Source organism: Rhodococcus sp. SB1D (genome assembly GCF_048573875.1).
Classification (GTDB): Bacteria; Actinomycetota; Actinomycetes; order Mycobacteriales; family Mycobacteriaceae; genus Rhodococcus_F; species Rhodococcus_F qingshengii.
On record NZ_JBMAIQ010000007.1, the window covers coordinates 1 to 19,297 of the forward strand.

18 protein-coding genes and 1 riboswitch are annotated in these 19,297 nt (G+C 62.6%); of the genes, 6 read left to right on the forward strand and 12 right to left on the reverse strand.

The window, feature by feature from the left end; all coding sequences use genetic code 11:
* Positions 1-7: 7 nt before the first annotated feature.
* The 7 genes from metE to ACN50D_RS16635 form a co-directional block, all read right to left on the reverse strand.
* Positions 8-2,272, reverse strand: coding sequence for a 5-methyltetrahydropteroyltriglutamate--homocysteine S-methyltransferase (gene metE, locus ACN50D_RS16605; protein WP_211920801.1), 2,265 nt, complete (start codon positions 2,270-2,272; stop codon positions 8-10).
* 158 nt (positions 2,273-2,430) lie between these two features.
* Positions 2,431-2,632: riboswitch (cobalamin riboswitch) on the reverse strand.
* 105 nt (positions 2,633-2,737) lie between these two features.
* The gene (locus ACN50D_RS16610; protein ID WP_030535308.1) at positions 2,738-3,175 is read right to left on the reverse strand and encodes a helix-turn-helix domain-containing protein; all 438 of its coding nucleotides are present in this window, start codon (positions 3,173-3,175) and stop codon (positions 2,738-2,740) included.
* Between the two features lie 219 nt (positions 3,176-3,394).
* Positions 3,395-4,024 carry a response regulator transcription factor gene (locus ACN50D_RS16615; protein ID WP_003940330.1) on the reverse strand — a complete coding sequence of 210 codons (630 nt, stop codon included), beginning with the start codon at positions 4,022-4,024 and terminating at the stop codon, positions 3,395-3,397.
* Complete coding sequence (locus ACN50D_RS16620) at positions 4,021-5,145, reverse strand: sensor histidine kinase (protein ID WP_211920799.1); 1,125 nt, start codon at positions 5,143-5,145, stop codon at positions 4,021-4,023. Before ACN50D_RS16620 ends, ACN50D_RS16615 begins: the two co-directional genes overlap by 4 nt.
* Positions 5,146-5,940, reverse strand: a complete 795-nt coding sequence (locus ACN50D_RS16625) for an ABC transporter permease (protein WP_019745005.1) — start codon at positions 5,938-5,940, stop codon at positions 5,146-5,148.
* On the reverse strand, positions 5,940-6,896 hold the full coding sequence (locus tag ACN50D_RS16630) for an ABC transporter ATP-binding protein (protein ID WP_042921758.1): 957 nt from the start codon (positions 6,894-6,896) through the stop codon (positions 5,940-5,942). Before ACN50D_RS16630 ends, ACN50D_RS16625 begins: the two co-directional genes overlap by 1 nt.
* Before the next feature lie 45 nt (positions 6,897-6,941).
* Positions 6,942-7,889 (reverse strand): EamA family transporter, encoded by a 948-nt coding sequence (locus tag ACN50D_RS16635; protein ID WP_058226147.1) that lies wholly within the window; start codon positions 7,887-7,889, stop codon positions 6,942-6,944.
* A gap of 68 nt (positions 7,890-7,957) precedes the next feature.
* On the opposite strand from ACN50D_RS16635, the gene ACN50D_RS16640 reads away from it, so the two are divergent.
* Positions 7,958-8,503, forward strand: a complete 546-nt coding sequence (locus ACN50D_RS16640; RefSeq protein WP_047271005.1) for a CGNR zinc finger domain-containing protein — start codon at positions 7,958-7,960, stop codon at positions 8,501-8,503.
* Between the two features lie 113 nt (positions 8,504-8,616).
* Positions 8,617-9,915: an NtaA/DmoA family FMN-dependent monooxygenase gene (locus ACN50D_RS16645; RefSeq protein ID WP_047271004.1), complete on the forward strand. Its 1,299-nt coding sequence runs from the start codon at positions 8,617-8,619 to the stop codon at positions 9,913-9,915.
* Here the strand turns inward: ACN50D_RS16645 and ACN50D_RS16650 are convergent.
* Both ACN50D_RS16650 and pruA read right to left on the reverse strand, forming a co-directional pair.
* A complete protein-coding gene (locus ACN50D_RS16650) occupies positions 9,912-10,877 on the reverse strand; it encodes a proline dehydrogenase family protein (RefSeq protein WP_047271002.1) in 966 nt (321 codons plus the stop codon). The genes ACN50D_RS16645 and ACN50D_RS16650 overlap by 4 nt on opposite strands.
* The gene (pruA, locus tag ACN50D_RS16655; protein WP_211920797.1) at positions 10,877-12,538 is read right to left on the reverse strand and encodes an L-glutamate gamma-semialdehyde dehydrogenase; all 1,662 of its coding nucleotides are present in this window, start codon (positions 12,536-12,538) and stop codon (positions 10,877-10,879) included. Before pruA ends, ACN50D_RS16650 begins: the two co-directional genes overlap by 1 nt.
* A 195-nt stretch (positions 12,539-12,733) precedes the next feature.
* On the opposite strand from pruA, the gene ACN50D_RS16660 reads away from it, so the two are divergent.
* From ACN50D_RS16660 to ACN50D_RS16670, 3 genes are read left to right on the forward strand one after another with little or no spacing between them, the layout of a single operon-like run.
* Positions 12,734-14,404, forward strand: coding sequence for a PucR family transcriptional regulator (locus ACN50D_RS16660; protein ID WP_211920796.1), 1,671 nt, complete (start codon positions 12,734-12,736; stop codon positions 14,402-14,404).
* Positions 14,401-14,718 carry a nuclear transport factor 2 family protein gene (locus tag ACN50D_RS16665; protein WP_007733586.1) on the forward strand — a complete coding sequence of 106 codons (318 nt, stop codon included), beginning with the start codon at positions 14,401-14,403 and terminating at the stop codon, positions 14,716-14,718. Before ACN50D_RS16660 ends, ACN50D_RS16665 begins: the two co-directional genes overlap by 4 nt.
* Positions 14,718-15,818 carry a DNA alkylation repair protein gene (locus ACN50D_RS16670; RefSeq protein WP_065351308.1) on the forward strand — a complete coding sequence of 367 codons (1,101 nt, stop codon included), beginning with the start codon at positions 14,718-14,720 and terminating at the stop codon, positions 15,816-15,818. Before ACN50D_RS16665 ends, ACN50D_RS16670 begins: the two co-directional genes overlap by 1 nt.
* 11 nt (positions 15,819-15,829) lie before the next feature.
* Here the strand turns inward: ACN50D_RS16670 and ACN50D_RS16675 are convergent, their stop codons facing one another.
* From ACN50D_RS16675 to ACN50D_RS16685, 3 genes are all read right to left on the reverse strand, one after another.
* Positions 15,830-16,276 carry a DUF2752 domain-containing protein gene (locus ACN50D_RS16675; protein WP_047270995.1) on the reverse strand — a complete coding sequence of 149 codons (447 nt, stop codon included), beginning with the start codon at positions 16,274-16,276 and terminating at the stop codon, positions 15,830-15,832.
* A 50-nt stretch (positions 16,277-16,326) separates the two neighbouring features.
* Complete coding sequence (locus tag ACN50D_RS16680; RefSeq protein WP_003940575.1) at positions 16,327-16,617, reverse strand: CD225/dispanin family protein; 291 nt, start codon at positions 16,615-16,617, stop codon at positions 16,327-16,329.
* A gap of 166 nt (positions 16,618-16,783) precedes the next feature.
* Positions 16,784-17,833, reverse strand: coding sequence for an ABC transporter substrate-binding protein (locus ACN50D_RS16685; RefSeq protein WP_047271198.1), 1,050 nt, complete (start codon positions 17,831-17,833; stop codon positions 16,784-16,786).
* Between the two features lie 373 nt (positions 17,834-18,206).
* On the opposite strand from ACN50D_RS16685, the gene ACN50D_RS16690 reads away from it, so the two are divergent.
* Positions 18,207-19,295 carry a 3-deoxy-7-phosphoheptulonate synthase gene (locus ACN50D_RS16690; protein WP_003940571.1) on the forward strand — a complete coding sequence of 363 codons (1,089 nt, stop codon included), beginning with the start codon at positions 18,207-18,209 and terminating at the stop codon, positions 19,293-19,295.
* Positions 19,296-19,297 lie beyond the last annotated feature (2 nt).

The window sequence follows — 19,297 nt, forward strand, 5'->3', positions numbered from 1 at the left end:
TTTGCCCCTATAGCTCCGCTCGTACCAACTTCGCGGCTTCGACGAGGTTACGCAGTGACGCCTCGACCTCGACGGAACCGCGGGTCTTCAAACCGCAGTCCGGGTTGACCCACAACCGCTCGACAGGAACAGCTTTGAGTGCCTCACGCAGGGATTCGGCAATCTCGTCGACGCTCGGCACCCGCGGCGAGTGGATGTCGTAGACACCCGGGCCGACGCCGAGGTCGAACCCGACCGAACTGAGATCGTCGAGGACCTCCATGTGTGAGCGCGCCGCCTCGATGGACGTGACGTCCGCGTCGAGGCCGGCGATGGCGCCGATCACCGCTCCGAACTCGGAGTAGCACAGGTGCGTGTGGATCGCGGTGGAATCCGCGACGCCCGAGGTAGCCAACCGGAAGGCGCCGACCGACCAGTCCAGGTAGGCGCGCTGATCCTCGGCACGCAGTGGGAGTAGTTCTCGTAGAGCCGGTTCGTCAACCTGGATGATTCCGATTCCGGCGGCCTGCAGGTCGACGGTCTCGTCTCGAATGGCCAGTGCGACTTGATTTGCCGAGTCGGCGAGGGGTTGGTCGTCGCGGACGAACGACCAGGCCAGAATGGTGACGGGTCCGGTGAGCATGCCCTTGACCGGCTTGTCGGTCAGGGACTGCGCGTACGTGATCCAGTCGACGGTCATCTGTTTCGGGCGGGAGACGTCGCCGTACAGAATCGGCGGACGCACGCAGCGGGTGCCGTACGACTGGACCCAACCGTTGGCGGTGGCGAAGAATCCGTCCAACTGCTCCGCGAAGTACTGGACCATGTCGTTGCGTTCCGGCTCACCGTGAACAAGAACGTCCAGGTCCAGCTTTTCCTGGAGCGCAACAACTTCGGCAACTTCGGCGCGCATACGGTTGACGTACTCGGCTTCGTCGATCTCGCCCTTGCGCAGTGCTGCGCGAGCGATGCGGATCTTCGAGGTTTGCGGGTACGAACCGATAGTCGTCGTGGGCAGCGGCGGCAGAGAAAGCAGTTCGTCCTGGGCAGCGCGACGTTCGGCGGCGGGCGCGCGACCGGTCGCCGAGTTCAGCACGGCGGCCAGGCGTCCCCGAACACTCGCATCATTGAGTCTGCGATCGTCCTTGCGGGTCGACGCGGCCGCTCGTGCCAGAGCGAACTCGTCCTCCACCGACTCTCGGCCCTGTGTGAGAGCGGTTGCGAGAGTTACTACTTCCTTGACCTTCTCGGTGCCGAACGCGAGCCACGAGCGCAGGGCCTTGTCGACATCGGCCTCTGCGTCGAGAGTGTACGGAACATGCAGCAGGGAGCACGATGTGGAGACGGCAAGAGTATCCACGCTGCCCAACAGAGCACCCAACGTGCTCAGTGCCGAATCCAGATCCGACCGCCAGATGTTTCGTCCGTCGACCACTCCGGCGACGATTAGTTTGCGGGCGAGTTCAGGTACGGAGCCGATCGAATCCTGACCGGCCACCAGGTCGACGGCAAATCCTTCGACGCCGGTGGACGCAAGCGCGGGCAACGCGTCACGCAGCGAACCGAAGTACGACGCCAACAGGATCGACGGCCGCTCGGACAGCGCTGAAAGCTGTTCGTACGCAGCGCGTGCCGCTTCGATTTCCTCATCGGTGCGATCGCCCACGAGGGCCGGTTCGTCGAGCTGAACCCAGCTCGCACCGGCCTTCGCGAACCGACCGAGTAGATCCGCGTAGAGGGGGAGTAGTTCGTCGAGTCGCGAGAGCAGCGGCTCGTCAGTGCCGACAGCCTTCGAGAGCAGCAGGAAGGTGACCGGTCCGATGACGACCGGGCGGGCTGCAATGCCGTCGGAAAGTGCTTCTGCCAGTTCGGACAAGACCTTGGACGGGTCGAGTGCGAACGTGGTGGACGGCGAGATCTCCGGCACCAGGTAGTGGTAGTTGGTGTCGAACCACTTCGTCATTTCGAGCGGCGCGATGGTGTCCGTCCCACGGGCAGCGGCAAAGTAGCGGTCCAACGGATCGGCGACCGACGCGACGCGGTCGGGCAGCGCGCCGAGAAGAACTGCGGTGTCGAGCATCTGGTCGTAGAAGGAGAAGGTATTGACCGGGACGGAGTCGAGGCCCAGGTCACGGAGGTCGGCCAAGCCCTGCCGACGGAGGTCACGGGCGACAGCCTGCAGGGCGTCGGCGTCGATGCGCCCTGCCCAGTAGCTTTCGGTTGCCCGCTTGAGTTCTCGATGAGGACCGATGCGCGGTGAGCCCAGCACGGTCGAAGTGAATGTTGTTGTCACGGAGTTTCTCCAGATTGCCAATGCACTGATGGCCACTGCCGGCAGACGGGTACACCTCACGAGACCCCGAGTTTCAGCGGGCAGCACTGCCCGCACCGCACACGAGGTCCGATGGAGATCTACACGCCCATTCCACGAGGCGGTGGACCGTCGGGCACGGCGTGCCCGACACAGTCGGCAGGTCTTCGGACTCGCGGGCACTCGATCGAGTTGGATCGAACCTACTGGCCGTCGCTTCCCAGGCGGATGCCCAGTGCACATGAACGGCGGTCGTTCCTGCTTACCGCTGCGGGACAGTCCCGGATTTTCACCGGGTTCCCTCTCACCCCGACAGCTTGCGCTGACGGAGCTTCGACGCCGGGACCGGTCTTCGGGGCTCCTCATGACCGTGCCGGGCGAACCAGCTGCATCGACCAGCATAAGGCCAACCCTCCCTGAGCAGTCAAGGAGAGTCGGCGAAGGGCGCTATGCGCGTGACATGTAGGAATTCGAGTCCGGTGGTACACGCGGAAGATTTTCGGAGGAACGTAGATTCTCCGCCATTTCGACAAGCAGATCCTGTGAAGACGGTGAGAGGTCGACGACACGGGAGGTGAGGTTCCGCAGGCGCACGTTGTGCAGCTGTTCGAGGAGGGAGAGGTCTGCCTCGCCACCTGAGATCGCGGGCGGAGTGTGATCGGACGGGGCGTAGAAGTAGTCCGGATGGACGTTGAAGAAGTGGGCGAGGGCGGCAACCACTTCGGGTGACGGATTGGTTCGGACGCCGGTGCGCAGTTGCGACAGGTACGGCGTGGAGATACGGCAGCCGAACTCGGTCATGCCGCGAACGACCATCGCGTTGGTGACGTGAAAGTCGGCAGTCTCGAACAGCGAGTTCAAGCGATCGTTGAACTGGTTCGACATGAGACGTCCCTTCCCCCGCTACGCACAGGCTCCGTCGATTCAATTAACTGCATCATAGCCAGGTATCGAACGATTAGCTGTTTCGGATTCTCGCGAAGCGGTCGTTTGCAGGGAAAATCCCTAGGGTAGAAGGTCCCTACTTTGAGTGATCTGGACAAATCGCCATCACGAATCGAACGGCGAACTATTTGCCGGGGAAGGCTATTCCAGACGCGCGGATCAGAGCCAGCCGTTCGACTCGGCGATTCTGACGGCTTCCGCGCGCGTCGACGCACCCGTCTTACCCATCGCGGATGACAGATGATTTCGAACTGTCCCGGCAGACAGGAAGAGCGCCCCTGCGATGGCTGCCACGGGTGCGCCGTCGTGAGCGGCGCGCAGTACTTGGGTCTCACGCTCCGTCAGGGGCGACTCGCCGCTGACGAGGCTGTCGGCCGCAAGGGTGGGATCGACGACGCGCAGTCCGGCGTGGACACGCCTGACCGCGTCGGCAAGCTGCCTGGCGGGGGTGTCCTTGACGACGAACCCGCCGGCCCCGGCGTGCAGGGCTTTACGAAGAAATCCGGGACGGCCGAACGTGGTGACGATCAGAACCCGGGTGTCGGGTGCTGCCTCGCGAAGGGCCGCCGTCGCGGCGATTCCGTCCATGCCGGGCATCTCGACGTCCAGAAGCGCGACGTCCGGGCGGTGTTCGAGAACGGCGGACACCACCTCGTCGCCGCGACCGACCTCGGCCACCACGGACAGGTCGGATTCCAGATCGAGCAGCGCGGCCAAAGCTCCTCGCACGAGCGCCTGATCGTCCGCCAAGAGCAGCCGTATGGTTGCTCGATCGCCCTGGCTGTTCACTCTGTCTCCTGTTCGACTACCTGAAGTGCAAACCCCTGCGGCTGGGGATGAGTGATGATCACTCGTGCGCCCGACGCTCCGGCGCGCTCGCGCAATCCGATCAGACCGTTTCCGGAAGACGTCGACTCGGCCCCTCGTCCGTCGTCGACGACCGACGCACTATTCTCGTCGACCGTGATCCGGCAGTGGGTCGCACCGCTGTGTCGAACGACGTTGGTGACGCCCTCACGGATCGTCCATGCAAAGAGTTCCCGAAGACGCGTGGGAACCATGTCGGTGCTGCTCGGCACGTCGTCTTCGATACCTGCCGCACGCAAAGCCTCTCGCGCTCGGGCTATCTCGACGGGTAGCGAAATCCCACGAAATCCTTCGACGGCCGAGCGCACGTCTGCCAACGCGTCACGAGAAAGTCTTTCGAGGTCGTCGAGTTCGTTGCGCGCACGTTCGATATCGACATCGAGTAGGCGATTGGCCAGTTCGGCTTTGATCGTGATGACGGTCAGCGAGTGCCCGAGGATGTCGTGCAGATCGCGCGCCATCCTCGTTCGCTCCTCCATGATTGCCCGCTGCTCCTGCTCTTCGCGTTCATGGAGTATGGCGAAGTTGCGGCTGATCAGGGACATGATTCCCCAGGTCGCGAACGCGGCCGCGCAGACTCCGAGTGAGAGTCCGGAGTAGTTCCCCCATCCGGACGAGAGGCTGACTATCTCCACGGAGGCCGCGAACACCAAGGCGAGAATGCCGCCGGCGACGGTCGGCAACAGTGTCACCGCTGTCACCGCGAGGTACGGTGCTGCTGCCAAACCTGTCGGCCCGACGCTCACGATCATCACAGCGGCCAACGCGGTCAAGGCGGACAGAGCCAGTGCAGCTTCGCGAATCGTCGGCCGAGTCATCGTCATTCGACGCCGCTGCTGCGTTGTGGCGAAGGTGTGGAGGTAGAGGGCACTGAAGGCGATCGTCGCGAGAATCCCTGTCCAGCCGCGCAGTTCGTCGCGTAGATTCCATCCCTCGATCAGCGGCCCGCCGAGAAATACCATCCAGACCGCCGCGAAGAGAACGCCGAAACGACTCCGCCGCGGGAGCGCGACGGAATCTTCTCGGTCAGTCGTTTGCGACAACTACACACGCTCCGTATCTCGTTGGAACCGCCAGATCGCTCCGCCGGCGAAGATGGCGAACCACACCAGGATATTGACGATCCAGGTCCAGTGAATGCTATTGCCCGTCAACGGTGCGTGGGCGAGGGCGTTGATGCCGAACATCGGGGTGAACTGTGCGATGGTCGCCCATACGGAACCGTCGGTGAGTGGTACGAAGAGTCCGCCGCCGAATGCGAGCAGAGCCAGTCCCGGTCCGAGCAACTGCATGACGTTCTCACTGGGGAGTAGGTACCCCATGAACAGGCCGAAGGCCGCGAAGATCGACGATCCCAGCCAGGCGATCAATGCCGTTGTGAACCAGAGTGATCCGTCCATCTGCGCTGAGGTGAACGCGCCGACGACGTAGACCACGAGAATCGAGACGAGACCGAGCAGCATCGCCATGATCAGTTTGACGGCGATGTAGGCGACCGGGGTCAGGGGAGTCAGCCGAAGTTGTCGGCTCCACCCGGACGCTCGTTCGATCGAGACCATCGCGCCGCCGCTGGTGGTGGCCAGCATCGCGCCGTACAGGGCCATGCTGATCATGATGTACGCGGCGACATTGCCGTGCCCGATCCCGTGGTCGTCGTCGCCTTGACCGAGACCGAAGACGAGGAAGAAGACAACCGGCATGACGAGCGTGAAGATCATCGTGCGCCGGTTGCGAGTCAGGCGACGAAATTCCAGTCGCAGTAGCGTCGTGTTGAATCCGCCGAGAGGTACGACGGTTCGCTCGGCTCCGTAGGTATTCGCTTCGGTTGCAGTGGTCATCACTTCTGTCCTTCGGAGTTGTTCGACGTGAGTGCGATGAATGCGTCTTCGAGGCCACGCGAGACGATTTCGAGATCGCGAGCCTGGGTATTGGTCAACAGGAACCGTGCAACGGCATCGGTGTCACCCGAGTGCACGAGCAGTGACTCACCGCGCACCTCGACGGCGTCGGAGTTCGGTATGGCTCGCAGGAGTTCGTCGGTGATGCCTGGAACAGTCGCGCGCAGGGTGCGTCCGGACGCCATCGCCTTGACCTCGGCGGTGGTCCCGTCTGCGACCACGGTGCCTTGCCTGACCAGGATGATGCGGTCGGCGTAGACATCGGCCTCTTCGAGGTAGTGCGTCGCAAAAAGCACAGTGCGACCGTGATCTGCGTCGGCGCGGATGGCGGACCAAAAGTCCCGACGCCCTTCGACGTCCATGCCGGTGGTGGGCTCGTCGAGAATGAGCAATTGCGGGTTCGACAGCAACGCCATCGCAAATCGCAACCGCTGTTGTTGTCCGCCTGAGCATTTGCTGACCAGGCGATCGGAGATGTCGAGGATTCCGGCTCTCCCCAGCACTTCGTCGACCGGACGGGATTGGGAGTACAGGCTGGCGGTCAGCTGCACAGTCTCGGCAACCGTCAGCTCTTTCAGTAGTCCGCCGGTCTGCATGACTGCCGAGACGAGTCCGCGGGCAATCGCCGATCGAGGTGACATTCCGAAGACGCTCACCTCGCCTGACGTCGGCCGGGACAGGCCGAGGATCATGTCGATGGTTGTCGTCTTGCCTGCGCCGTTCGGGCCGAGGAACGCGACGATCTCGCCGGGGCGGATGCTCAGGTCGATACCTTTGACGGCGTCGACGGTTCCGAAACTCTTGCGAAGTCCGGTCAACCGGACGGCGTCGTGTGCCGATCCTTCAGTGCGTGTATGCAGTGCCTGTGGTGAATGCCGTGCCTGTGTTGAGGTCATACATAGAATCTGCTCGCTTCGAGGTCGTGATCCCTCGTCCGTCCGTCATTCTTCTGCCATGACATTTGTCATCGGGTCGGCCGGTATCTGTTTCGGTGCAACCTGACCGAGGCGCGCGAGGACCAACCCCGCGATGATTGCTGCGCCACCTACAGCTTGGAGTGCGGTGACGGATTCCCCGACCAGGATCCACGCGGCGACGACCGCGCACAGCACTTCGGTCAGCGCTACCAGAGACCCGATTGTCGGCCCCAGCAGCGTGATCGCGGCGATGCCGGTGAGATAGGCAATGACAGTGCTGACCAGGACCAGGACCACCACCGGCAGCCACACGTTCACCGAATGGTCTGCCACGACTGCGTTCGAGGCCGAGAACTGGAGGGGGAGGACGCCTACGAGTCCGAGCGCGCCGATGACCACTGCACTGACCGTGAGCCCCGATGCCGCGAGCACAACTGGATGGAGATCACCGTCCGCACGTTCGGAAATGACGAAATAGACTGCAAGGCATGCCGCGGCGGCCAGTCCCCAGGCGACTCCGACGGCACTGATCTCCGCCGATCCGAAGACGTCGATCACCACGGCGGCGCCGATCAAGGCCACCGCCGCACCGAGAAGCGTCTGCACGCTCGGACGCGCGCCCTTGGTTATCCACACCCACCCGATGACGATGATCGGTGCAAGGTACTCGAGAAGCAATGCGACGCCGACCGAAAGATGTTGCACGGCATTGAAGAAGCACAGTTGAACGCCCGAGATCGCGAACACCCCGTACAGCAGTAACGTTCGCGTGTGGGTGCTCACCTGTCGTAGGCGAGGCCATTGGGTGGCTACGGCGATCACCATCATCACCAGTGCGCCGCCGGCAACGCGCGCGAACACTGCGCCGCCGGGGGACCACCCTGATTCGATGAGAGATTTCGCGAACGGGCCCGATACGCCGAACGTTGCCGCGGACAGCAGAGCGAAGATCAAGCCGTTGCGAGAGTTCACGTCGTCACCCGTCAGGAGTAAAAGCGATTACGATGCTGACATTAGGTTGATAGAGCTCAGGAGTCAAAGTGCATTTTGCTGGTGACACGGAATCGGCGCTCGTCTTCGCCGCGTCGTTGGTCAACACGGCCCGCGGCGGGGCTGAACTGCTTCCGGATCAAGAGGAGCTGACACGGTTTCTCGACGCGGATCATTGGACCGGCAGGCGGGACGGCACACCGGAGGAATTGACGGCGGTTCGTGCGCTGCGTCCACGACTGCGAAAGTTCTGGGAAGCCGCGGGAGTGGACGACGCCGTCGAGGTGGTGAACACACTGCTACTCGAATCGGGCGCGAGGCCGCGGCTCACCAGGCACGACGACCTCGGCTGGCATCTGCACGTCACCGCTGACGATTCGCCACTGGTGGACCGGATGGCCGCAGAAGCGGCGATGGGTGTGCTCGATCTGATCCGAACCGACGAATTCTCGAGGTTGCGATGGTGCGAGGCCCCGGACTGCGAAGCGGTCTTCGTGGATTTGTCGCGCAATCGTTCGAAGCGATACTGCGACACCGGGAACTGTGGGAACAGGGCGCACGTCGCCGCCTATCGTGCCCGTAAATCCGGGGCGTGACCAAGCGGCGTTCGGAGGGATAGAACCAGGCTGAGTGAATACCTTGTCGGGAGCCAGGATCGGTCTAGCGTTGTGAATTCGGAACAGATTTCGCGAAGCCAGGAGGATGGTCGGTGGCCGATCGTAGGCGTCCACTCAAGACGGTGACCGGTGTCAGCGGGGCGGTGAGTATCTACGACGCCGCGATCGATCCGACGACTTCGACGGTCGCGTCCGCGATCGACGTCGCAAAGACGGCCGAGGCGAACAAGATCGACGGACTGTTTGCCGCCGACCTGCTGAGTTTCGGTGCGCAGGGCGCGATCGGTGCGCAGGAGCCGTTGATCTTCCTTGCCGCGCTGAGTGCGGTCACCACCCATGTGGGGCTCATCGCCACCGTCACGACGACGTTTCATCACCCATTCAACCTGGCACGGTTGTTCGGCACCCTGGACCACGTCAGCAATGGTCGAGCCGCATGGAATGCCGTCACTTCCTCACTCGGAGAAGAGAACTACAGCGACCTGGACCTGCCGAGTCCGGAGGAGCGGTACGCCCGAGCGGCCGAATCGCTCGAGGTGGTCAACGCGCTCTTCGACAGCTGGAAGCCCGGCGCCTTGATCCGGGGAGAGGGCTCTGCGGTGCTAGATCCGTCGAGGGTGGTCCCCATCGAGCACCGAGGCAAGTACTTCACCGTGCAGGGGCCGTTGAACATTCCATCCCTGCCGCAGCGTCGTCCGGTCCAATTCCAGGCAGGCCAATCTGCCGGAGGTATCGAACTGGGTGCTCGCTTCGCCGAGGTCGTATTCACTTCTCTCGCAACCTTCGAGGACGCGGTCACCTACACGAAGACGATCCGCGCCAGGGCGGCAGAGTTGGGGCGTGGGGACGAACTGCCACTGATTTTCAGCTCGTTCCACGCAACGTACGGCGCTACCGAAGCCGAAGTCGAACGATTGGTCAGAGAAGCCGAGGAATCGACGGACTTCGACGCCGGACGCACCAGGCTTGCCGACATGTTCGGCGGTGACGTGGATTTCTCGGAATTGCCGCTGGATCGGCCGATCCCGGAGTCGTTGTTGCCGGACCCGTCGTCGGTGAATCGACGACGGGGCCGGGTCGAGATCTTCGGCAAGCTCGCATCACAAGGAAAGACTCTGCGTGAGTTGATCATCGCGTCCAAGGACACCGGCCACTGGGCAGCGGCGGGCACCCCGGAACAGCTCGCGGACGCGATCGAGGAACGATACGACGCGGGCGTACTCGACGTCATCACGCTCGGTGACCTTGCCGATCCGCGTACACGCGATTTCGTCACGAACGGGCTGCTGCCGGAGCTGCGCAAGCGCGGAATCGTGGGATCCGACTACGTCGGCGATACCTTTCGCGAGAACCTCGAGTTGCCACCGCTGCCACCGGTTTCCGGTGTCTAGTTGTTGGAAGCGAGTGAGCGCATGAAGAACATGAGGTTGGCCGGTCTTTCCGCGAGGCGACGCATGAAGTAGCCGTACCACTGGCTGCCGTAGGGAACGTAGACCCGCAGGTGATTGCCTTCGGCTACCAATCTGCGTTGTTCGCCGTCGCGGATGCCGAAGAGCATCTGGAACTCGAAATCCTCGGCTGTCCGCTCGGTCAGTGTGGCGAGTCCGAGGGCGGCGTCGATCATGGTGGGATCGTGGGAGGCCACCATCGGGTATCCGTCACCCTCCATCAAGACCTTCAGGCAACGCACGTACGACGCGTCGACTTCGGCGGCCTTTTGGAACGCGACGCCGGCCGGTTCCTTGTATGCACCCTTGCACAGCCGAATTCGTGAACCTGATCCGGAGAAGTGCCGGCAGTCGGCCTCGGTGCGGTGTAGGTACGCCTGCAGGACCGTGCCGAGCGTCGGGAAGTCGCGGCGCAACTCTTCGACGATGGACAGTGTCGAGTCGGTGGTGGTGTGATCCTCCGCATCGACGGTGACCCACGCGCCCACTTCGTCTGCCGCTGTGACGATTCGGTGAGCGTTCGCCAGGGCGATCTTCTCGCCGTCACCGGGAAGCGACTGCCCCAACGCGGAGAGCTTGAGCGAAACCTCCAGGGAGTGTTGCGTCCCGGCAATCTCGGAAAGCGTTGCGTACGAGCGGAGAAGGGAGAGATAGGCATCGACGGTAGCTGTTGCCTGAGCCGGATCGGTGGTGTCCTCGCCGAGGTAGTCGACCGTCACGAACCGGCCACTGGTGAGGATGTCGCGCACCGCTGACATCGCTGCGGGTTCCGCGTCCCCGGCGACGAACCTGTCTACAAGCTTGCGGGTCAAGGTCATCCCGGAGACTGTCTTCTCCAGTCGCGACGAGCGTGCCGCCGCGAGGAGCACCGGGCGCAGTGGGTTGCTCAGCGAGACGGCACTCATCAACGGTTCTCGCTCTCGGCTGGATCGACGTCTTGGTGGGGGTAACGATGATCGGTGGGAGGAACGAAGGTTTCCTTGACGGTGCGTGTCGACGCCCAACGGAGCAGATTCTGCGGCGAACCGGCCTTGTCGTTGGTACCCGAAGCCCGCGCACCTCCGAAGGGTTGTTGTCCGACAACCGCTCCCGTCGGCTTGTCGTTGACGTAGAAGTTTCCGGCGGCGAACCGCAGGCCATGATGAGCTTGATCGACGGCCGCACGGTCGGTGGCGATCACGGCGCCGGTCAGGGCGTAAGCGGATCCGCTGTCGACGCGCGCGAGGATGTCGGCGTAGGCATTGGGTGCGGAGTCGTCGTAGACGTGAAGCGAAAGGATGGGACCGAAGTACTCGGTGCTGAAGGCTTCGTCGCTCGGGTCGTCACCGAGTAGGACCGTCGGTGAGATGAAGAATCCTTCACGGTCGTCGTAGTCGCCGCCTGCTGCGATGGTGAGGCTGCTGGTCGACTTGGCGCGGACGATCGCGGCGGCGTTTCGGTCGAACGAACGTTGGTCGATGACGGCGCCGCCGAAGTTCGTCAGGTCGGTGACGTCTCCGTACTTCAGCGACGACACAGTGTCGATGAACCTGTCGCCCATCTTGGCCCACACCGACTTCGGGATGAACGCCCGTGATGCGGCCGAACATTTCTGGCCCTGGTAGTCGAAGGCCCCGCGAATCAATGCCGTCGTGAGTACGTCCGGGTCAGCGGAACTGTGTGCGAGTACAAAATCCTTGCCGCCGGTTTCGCCGACGAGACGCGGATACGTCCGGTAGTTCGAGATGTTGGCTCCGACCTCACGCCACAAACGCTGGAACGTTGCGGTGGATCCGGTGAAGTGGATACCCGCCAGTCGGGGGTCGGCAAGCGCGACCTCGGACACCAAGGGGCCGTCGCCGAGAACAAGATTGATCACCCCGGGCGGGAGGCCGGCAGCTTCGAGTAGTTGCATCGTCAGGTACGCCGCGACGGCCTGCGTTGGTGACGGCTTCCAGATCACGGTGTTGCCCATCAGGGCCGGTGCTGTGGGGAGATTTCCGGCGATGGCGGTGAAATTGAAGGGAGTGATCGCGTAGACGAAACCTTCGAGTGGACGATATTCGACGCGATTCCACACTCCCGGAGCGGAAACGGGTTGGTCGGCGAGTATCTGACGTGCGAACGCGACGTTGAAACGCCAGAAGTCGATCAGTTCGCAGGGCGCGTCGATCTCGGCCTGGTATGCGGTCTTCGACTGGCCGAGCATTGTTGCGGCGGCGATGGTTTCGCGCCACGGGCCGGAAAGTAGATCGGCGGCGCGGAGGAAGACCGCAGCGCGGTCGTCGAACGAGAGGTCGCGCCAGGCCGGGGCGGCGAGTGTAGCGGCGTCGATGGCATCACGAACATCCGAGTGCGTTGCGCCCGCAAACGATCCGATGACCGAGCTGTGACGGTGTGGTTGAACTACGTTCTGTCGCTTACCTGCCGCAGTTCGGTGGATGCCGCCGATGACCTGCCTGATGTCGGTCGGCGATTCGGCCAGTTCGGTCAGTTTCGTACGGAGGCGCGATCGTTCCGGGCTTCCCGGCGCGTAATTGTTCACCGGTTCGTTGGCTGGGTGGGGGACATTGGTAACGGCGTCCATGACGATCCTTCGGCAGACTCAGGAGTGGGCAGTTGTTGTGTCGTGAACCAGTCAAGTCGAAAGACGTCGGCGAGTAATCCGCTGAGCGGCCAAACATCGGTGTCCGTGTTTGTCCGATCGGCTGAACCGTTTTCGCAGGAAAATGCACTATTCTCGAAGTTGAGGCGTTGCGACGGTCCGGAGAGTGGGTGGTACGTGTCTATCCGTGGGGTCAGGCTCGACGCGGTCCTTCGGGCGCTGGGCGGAGCTTTTGTCGAGCTCGTCCTCGCGCCGTCAGGTGATGACGTCTTCGTCGACTCCGTGGTGTTCGCAGAGGTCGGGGACCTCACGCGCCCCAGAACCGCGGCCGTCGAATCCTCTGAGCTCTGGCTCGCTGTCGGTATCGGCGCAGCCGAATTGGCGGCCTGGCTGAACCGCCTCGATCAGAAGGGATCAGCGCCTCGGGCCGTCATGTCGAAGGAGGCCTCGGACACGTCGGTGCGTGCGGCGGCACAGCGCGCCGGGATCGCCTTGATAGCGGTCCATCCGGATGCTCGTTGGGATCGATTGTTCACGACCATCCGGGGCGTGCTCGATCATTCGGTGTCCCGACAGGATTCGGACGACATCGTATTCGGGAGTGACACAGACTTGTTCGAGCTGGCGCAGAACGTCGCCGCAATCACGCGGGGGATGGTCAGCATCGAGGACGAGCATTCCCACGTCTTGGCCTATTCGGCATCGGGAGATGCTGCGGACGAGCTACGTCGGCAATCAATCCTCGGCCGCGAAGGACCTCGCGAATACCTCAGAAAGCTACAGGAGTGGGGCGTCTTCGAGAGCCTGCGGCGAAGCGACGACGTAGTGGAGGTGCCCGCTCACGACGACCTTGCGATCAGGCGACGGTTGGTGGTTCCGATTCGGAGAATATCCGACAATGTCAAGGGGGAGAGCGGTTTCAGCTCTGATCTTCTCGGCACGATCTGGGTGCAGGAAGGCCCGGTTCCCATTGCCGGCGATGCCGACAGCGTGCTCCGCGGTGCCGCGGCCGTTGCTGCTCGGCTGATTTCGCGCATCCGAGACGCGCCGAGTAACGAGGCGATACAGATTCAGCGGTTGCTCGGGGTTCGCGGCGGCGGTGTCGACGTTCCTTCGCTCGCGGCCTCGTTGACCATCCCGATGTCCGGACCGGCGATGGTGGTCGGAGTGGCGAGTATCGGAAACGGTGGGCTGCCGTCTTCGGGCGAACTCGTGTCGTCTTTGCGACTGCACGCCAGCGCCTTTCAGCGTGAATCGCTGGTGAGTGCCGTCGGCACCCGGATCTATGTGCTGTTTCCGCGAACCCAATCCGTGAAATCCACAGTCTTGTGGACCCGCGAAGTTGTCGCGCGTTTGGACAAGGTGTCGCCTTCGGGGCTACGGGCCGCGGTCTCGTCGCCGGTTTCGACGCTTGCGGAGGTGGCCCAGGCTCGGGCCGAAGTGGATCGGGTCTTGGACGGAACGTCGGGGGATGTTCGTGTGACCACCCTCGCGGACTCGCGCACACCGGTGCTGCTGGGCGAAATCATGGACACCATTGCGGCCGACGAGCAACTGCACGATCCGAGAGTCGACGCCCTGGACGTCTACGACAGACGCAACGGGTCGAACATGCGCGAAAGCATCTCCGTTTACCTCGCACATTCGGGCGATGTCCGACGTGCATCCGAGCAGCTTCGGATTCACCCGAACACCCTCAGGTATCGGATCAAGAGGGTCGAGGAGATCACGGATACCGACCTCTCCGAGCCGTCGGCCAGGCTGTTGATGGAGATTCAGTTGGCGGCGTCTGCTCGGGCAGTGAGTTCGCCGAACCTGTCGGACCCCAGCAGTACTCTTCGCGAATGATCGACTCAGCGAAGGTGCCAGGCGCAGCGCGCGCGTATTTCGACGGCGGCGACGTCCGCGGCGTTTTCACCGAAGACGCAGTGGTTCGTGACGACGGCCGGACGTATGTCGGGATCGAAGAAATCGTGGCGTGGAAGTCGGCCGTGTCGACGGCGTTCACCTTCACCCAGAAGATCGAGTCGGTCAACACCCCAGGCTCGGCCGTTGTCGTGTCGGTGAAGGTCGAGGGTGATTTTCCCGGAAGCCCCGTCCAGTTACATCACCATTTCACTCTCGACGGTGATCGGATTTCCGCTCTCACGGTGTGCCCCTGATGCCCACCGCTGACGAACTGCTCGGGAAATCCGTCGTCGCCGATCTGGCAGGCTGTCTAGAGCGAGCCTCCGGTCACACACGCCTCGCCCTCGTTCGGGGTAGTACATCCGAATTCGACGGTATGAGTCTCGGCGAACGTACGCGCGTTGTGCGGGACGCGATGACTGCCGAACTGCCTCAGGATCTTCCGGCCTTCGCCGAGATCATCCGCCGTGCGCTTTCAGAAGAGACCTTCACCGGTTGGATGATCTGGCCGGTGACCGAAGCCGTCGCCGTCACGGCGACACGAAGTGGCTCCGAGTCGGATTTCGACGAGGGAATGGCTCTGCTTGCCGAGTTGACGTCGCGTCTGACGGCCGAATTCGCAATTCGCTCATTTCTCGAAACGAACCTTGACCGTTCGCTGGCGATCGCACTCACCTGGACCGGCCATGAAGACGAACACGTCCGGCGCTTGGCGACCGAAGGCACTCGTACTCGTTTGCCCTGGGGAAGACGAGTGAAAGAATTGACGGCGCGTCCCGAGTCGACAATCGTCATTCTCGACGAGCTGTATCGGGATGATTCGGAATATGTACGACGTTCGGTCGCAAACCATCTCAACGATCTCAGTCGTGCTGACGCTGCGCTCGCAGTATCGACTGCGAAGCGTTGGCTGCAGACACCGGATTCCAACACACTGAAAATCGTCAAACATGCATTGCGGACGTTGATCAAGGCCGGCGATCCAGATGCTCTGTCCCTCTTGGGGTTCTCGCCGCCCACCGACGTCGTGCTCGAGGGGTTCGTCATCGACCGCGAAACAGTTCATGCGGGTGGAGAACTCACCTTCGACTTCGCCGTCACGAACAACGGCAGCGAGTCCGTCACCGTCGTGATCGATTACATCGTCCACCACGTGAAGGCCAACGGGACCACGACGCCCAAGGTCTTCAAACTGACAACACGAACGCTGGAACCCGGGGTGCCGGCCCGTATCGCGAAGAGGCATTCCTTCAAACCGATCAGCACCCGGAAGTACTACGCCGGCGAACATGCCGTCGAGGTGCAGATCAACGGCGTACGCCAGGTGCGAGGTGTATTCCGTTTGGACGTGTGAGGAGATCCGGCCTAGACGCGGAGACCGGCAAATATCGGGATCGGGGCTATGCGGACCGTCGTCCAGATCAACACGAGTGTCAAGATCACAGCCGGTGACCAGCGCAACTGATGCCAGAGCATGACGGGTCTTCCACGGGTGCGGGCGGTCGTCCACGAGACGTACGTGAACGCCAGTGCAAGCAGCATCACGAGGCCAAAGGCATTGAAACGCATCGCTGCACCGAAATCGCCGTGGATGAGGCTGTACACCATCCGAGTGCTACCGCAACCGGGACAATTGACGTTGAACAGCGCTTTGGTCGGACAAACGGGAATGACCCCACCAGGTGTGGTGGGGTCACTCCAGGAGATGAAGGCGCACAGCGCAATTGCCGTGAACGCAACTGCCGCTGGCGCCTTCAGTGCGGCGAGTCGTGATATGTCATCGTTCTCGGTGTCACCACAATTCGGTGTCATTGCAGTTCGGTGTTTGGCCGTCGATCAGTGTCGCCGGTCGGCGTCGGCGGTCACAGGGAACTCGATCCGGCAAGGACGACGACAAAAAGGAAGTACAGAACAGCGACGGCAACACCTGCGCCGACTGACCACAAGGCGAACTTCTTGGCATCGTCAGCTGATTTTCGCGCAGCGTCGAACTGACCTTGCGCCCACAAAGTGTTGACCTGGCTTGATTTGACGATCGATACGATGCCGAGCGGGAGGCAGCAGAACACTGTCACGAGAATCGCCCAGACCAGATTGTTGTCCGGCGGAGGGCCGACCGGTTGTTGCTGGCCGTAGTACGGGTTCTGCGTCATTGGTCACCTAGCGTTCGGAGAAACAGGGCGTTCGGAGAAACACCCTCTGACGTGCGAAGAGCACGGGCAGGTGACAACATAATCCGTTTCCGAGTGAGTCAGTATCGACTGTTCGTATGACAGAGAATCCGGTTGATTTCTGATTCGGAAGGCGATCCCGAAGACGTCAGCGCATGACCTGTACCTGCTCGGCGATGTCAGCGGCCAGGGCCATCGCAGTCAGAGCGAGGCCGTTGTTGAGGTCGTATCGCAGATGCCCGACATGGCCGTCCTGGACAGCGCGGACTCGTTTCCACGTGGGCGACTCGGCCTCCACAGCGTCGGGGTTCTGTAGCAAGACGAAGTCGGCCTGGTCGAAGATCGCAAGCTCCTCGAGGCTGTAGAAAGTCGAATCCTTCCGATCAGGTGCGGCATGGGCAGCGTCGGTCAAGACGTTCAAGCCGAGGTCCTGCGCAACCGAGACGGCGAACGTGTTGTTCTGCAGCCAGATCTGACCGCTGTCTGCGCCGGCGATCGCAATCGACTTGCCTTCGAGGAGACCACCGATCTTGGCCCGCGCTTGCGCAAGTTCGGCGTTGTATCGGGCGATGACGCGTTCGGCGACTTCGCGGCGATCGAGAGCCGTGAGCTGCGCGGTCATGGCCTGCTTCCACGACGAGCCCGTCGTGCCCTCGTCGACGACGAGCACCGGTGCGATGTCAGTGCCGAGCAGGCCCTTGTCCTGGTAGTAATCCCACCAGCCTTTCCCGACGACCAAAAGATCGGGGTCGTGGCTCAGTATCGATTCGGCATTCGGTTCGTTGTTCGTCCCACCGAGGCGAGCCGCGCCGGCGGGTACCTGGCGCATGAGTTGAGACTTCGGATCCCAATTGGTCGCGACGATCGGGTACTCGGCAAGTAGTGCAAAATCGAGGGCGCCTCGAGCTTCGAGTACCACGACGCGCTTGGGGTCCCGCGGGAGGCGGTAGGCCTGGTCCGCGACGACGATGTCGACCCACTCGTCGGAGGCTTCGGTGCCGCTGGATTCGCCCGAACATGCAGAGAGTGCGCCTAGTGTACCGAGCGCCGCCGCACCGGCCAGGAATCCGCGTCGTGTCAAGGAATCGATCAGACGGGTGAACTCGCCGTCCACATCTCTTGTCGACTGCAAGGGGGTATCGGTCGCAAAAGGGGACACCGTCGGGTGGAAGGTTTCGGTCGATTCGATCACAGGCATGAGAAGGCGCAGCTCCATCTGATGTTCCGGGCATTGGCAGGTGCCTGACCAACGTATTCGAATTCCGTAGCCGCAGCCTTGCTCGAAAGCGCCAATCGCTCAGCGGATTTGGCCATTCGTCACGGGCTCGTGCCACGGGACTCTCCCCTCGGATTCGGCTCGTTGTGGAGGGGCGCGCCCATCTGATCCGAACTCGAGGTATCGTGGCCGACATGCAGCGCGTCTATTTCTGGTTTAGCAGGCCGGCCCCGGGTGGGCCTGCCGGCGTAACCACGCGCTGACAACCTCCACCCAAGAGCCGGACTACAGACCGGCTCGCTGGAGTTTCTCTTCATCTCTGGGGTCGGCTTGAGAACAGGAAACCGAAAACCCCATGACTGTCACCATCGACACCACCGCAGCTTCGGACAGCCTCGACGATCAGCGCACTGTGAGTATCAGTCCGCTCGTGTCACCGGCGACTGTTCGTGCTCAGCACGCTCCGGACGAGGTCGCGGCCGCCACTGTGCGCACCGGTCGGGCCGACACCATCAACATCCTCAACGGTGACGACGATCGTTTGATCGTCGTAGTCGGTCCGTGCTCTGTGCACGATCCGGAAGCGGCGATGGACTACGCCCGCCGGTTGGCCGCCAAGGCCGAAGAACTGCGGGACGATCTGCACATCGTCATGCGCGTCTACTTCGAAAAGCCGCGCACCACACTCGGGTGGAAGGGCCTGCTCAACGACCCCCACCTCGACGGCACGTTCGACATCAACACCGGGCTCGGTATCGGCCGCAAGTTGCTTCTCGACGTGTCGAGCCTGGGCCTGCCTGTCGGCTGCGAGTTCCTTGATCCGATCATGCCTCAGTACATTGCCGACCTGGTCAGCTACGGTGCGATCGGCGCCCGGACCGCCGCCAGTCAGGTTCACCGTCAGCTGTGCAGCGCGCTGTCCATGCCCGTCGGTATCAAGAACTCCACCGAAGGTGATGTGCAGGTAGCCGTCGACGGCACCCGCGCCGCGGCAGCGAGCCACGTGTTCCCCGGAACGGACCTCGACGGCCAGGCTGCCTTGATCCGTACCGCGGGCAACCCCGACTGCCATGTCATTCTTCGTGGCGGTAGCGACGGACCGAACTACGATGCCGAGACAGTCGCGGACACCCTTGCCCGCCTGCGTAAGTCGAACCTGCCCGAGCGCGTGGTCATCGACGCGAGCCACGGTAACAGCAGCAAGGACCATGAGCGTCAGGTCATCGTGCTCGACGACATTGCCCGACGTCTGACCGAGGGCGAGCAGGGAATCGCCGGCGTCATGTTGGAGAGTTTCATCGAGGCCGGCCGTCAGGACCTGACCTTGGGCAAGGCGGACGAGCTCACCTACGGCCAGTCGATCACCGACGCGTGCATCGACTGGTCCACCACCGCAGCGCAGTTGGATCGTCTGGCGCAGGCCGTTGCGGCTCGGAGGGGCTGACG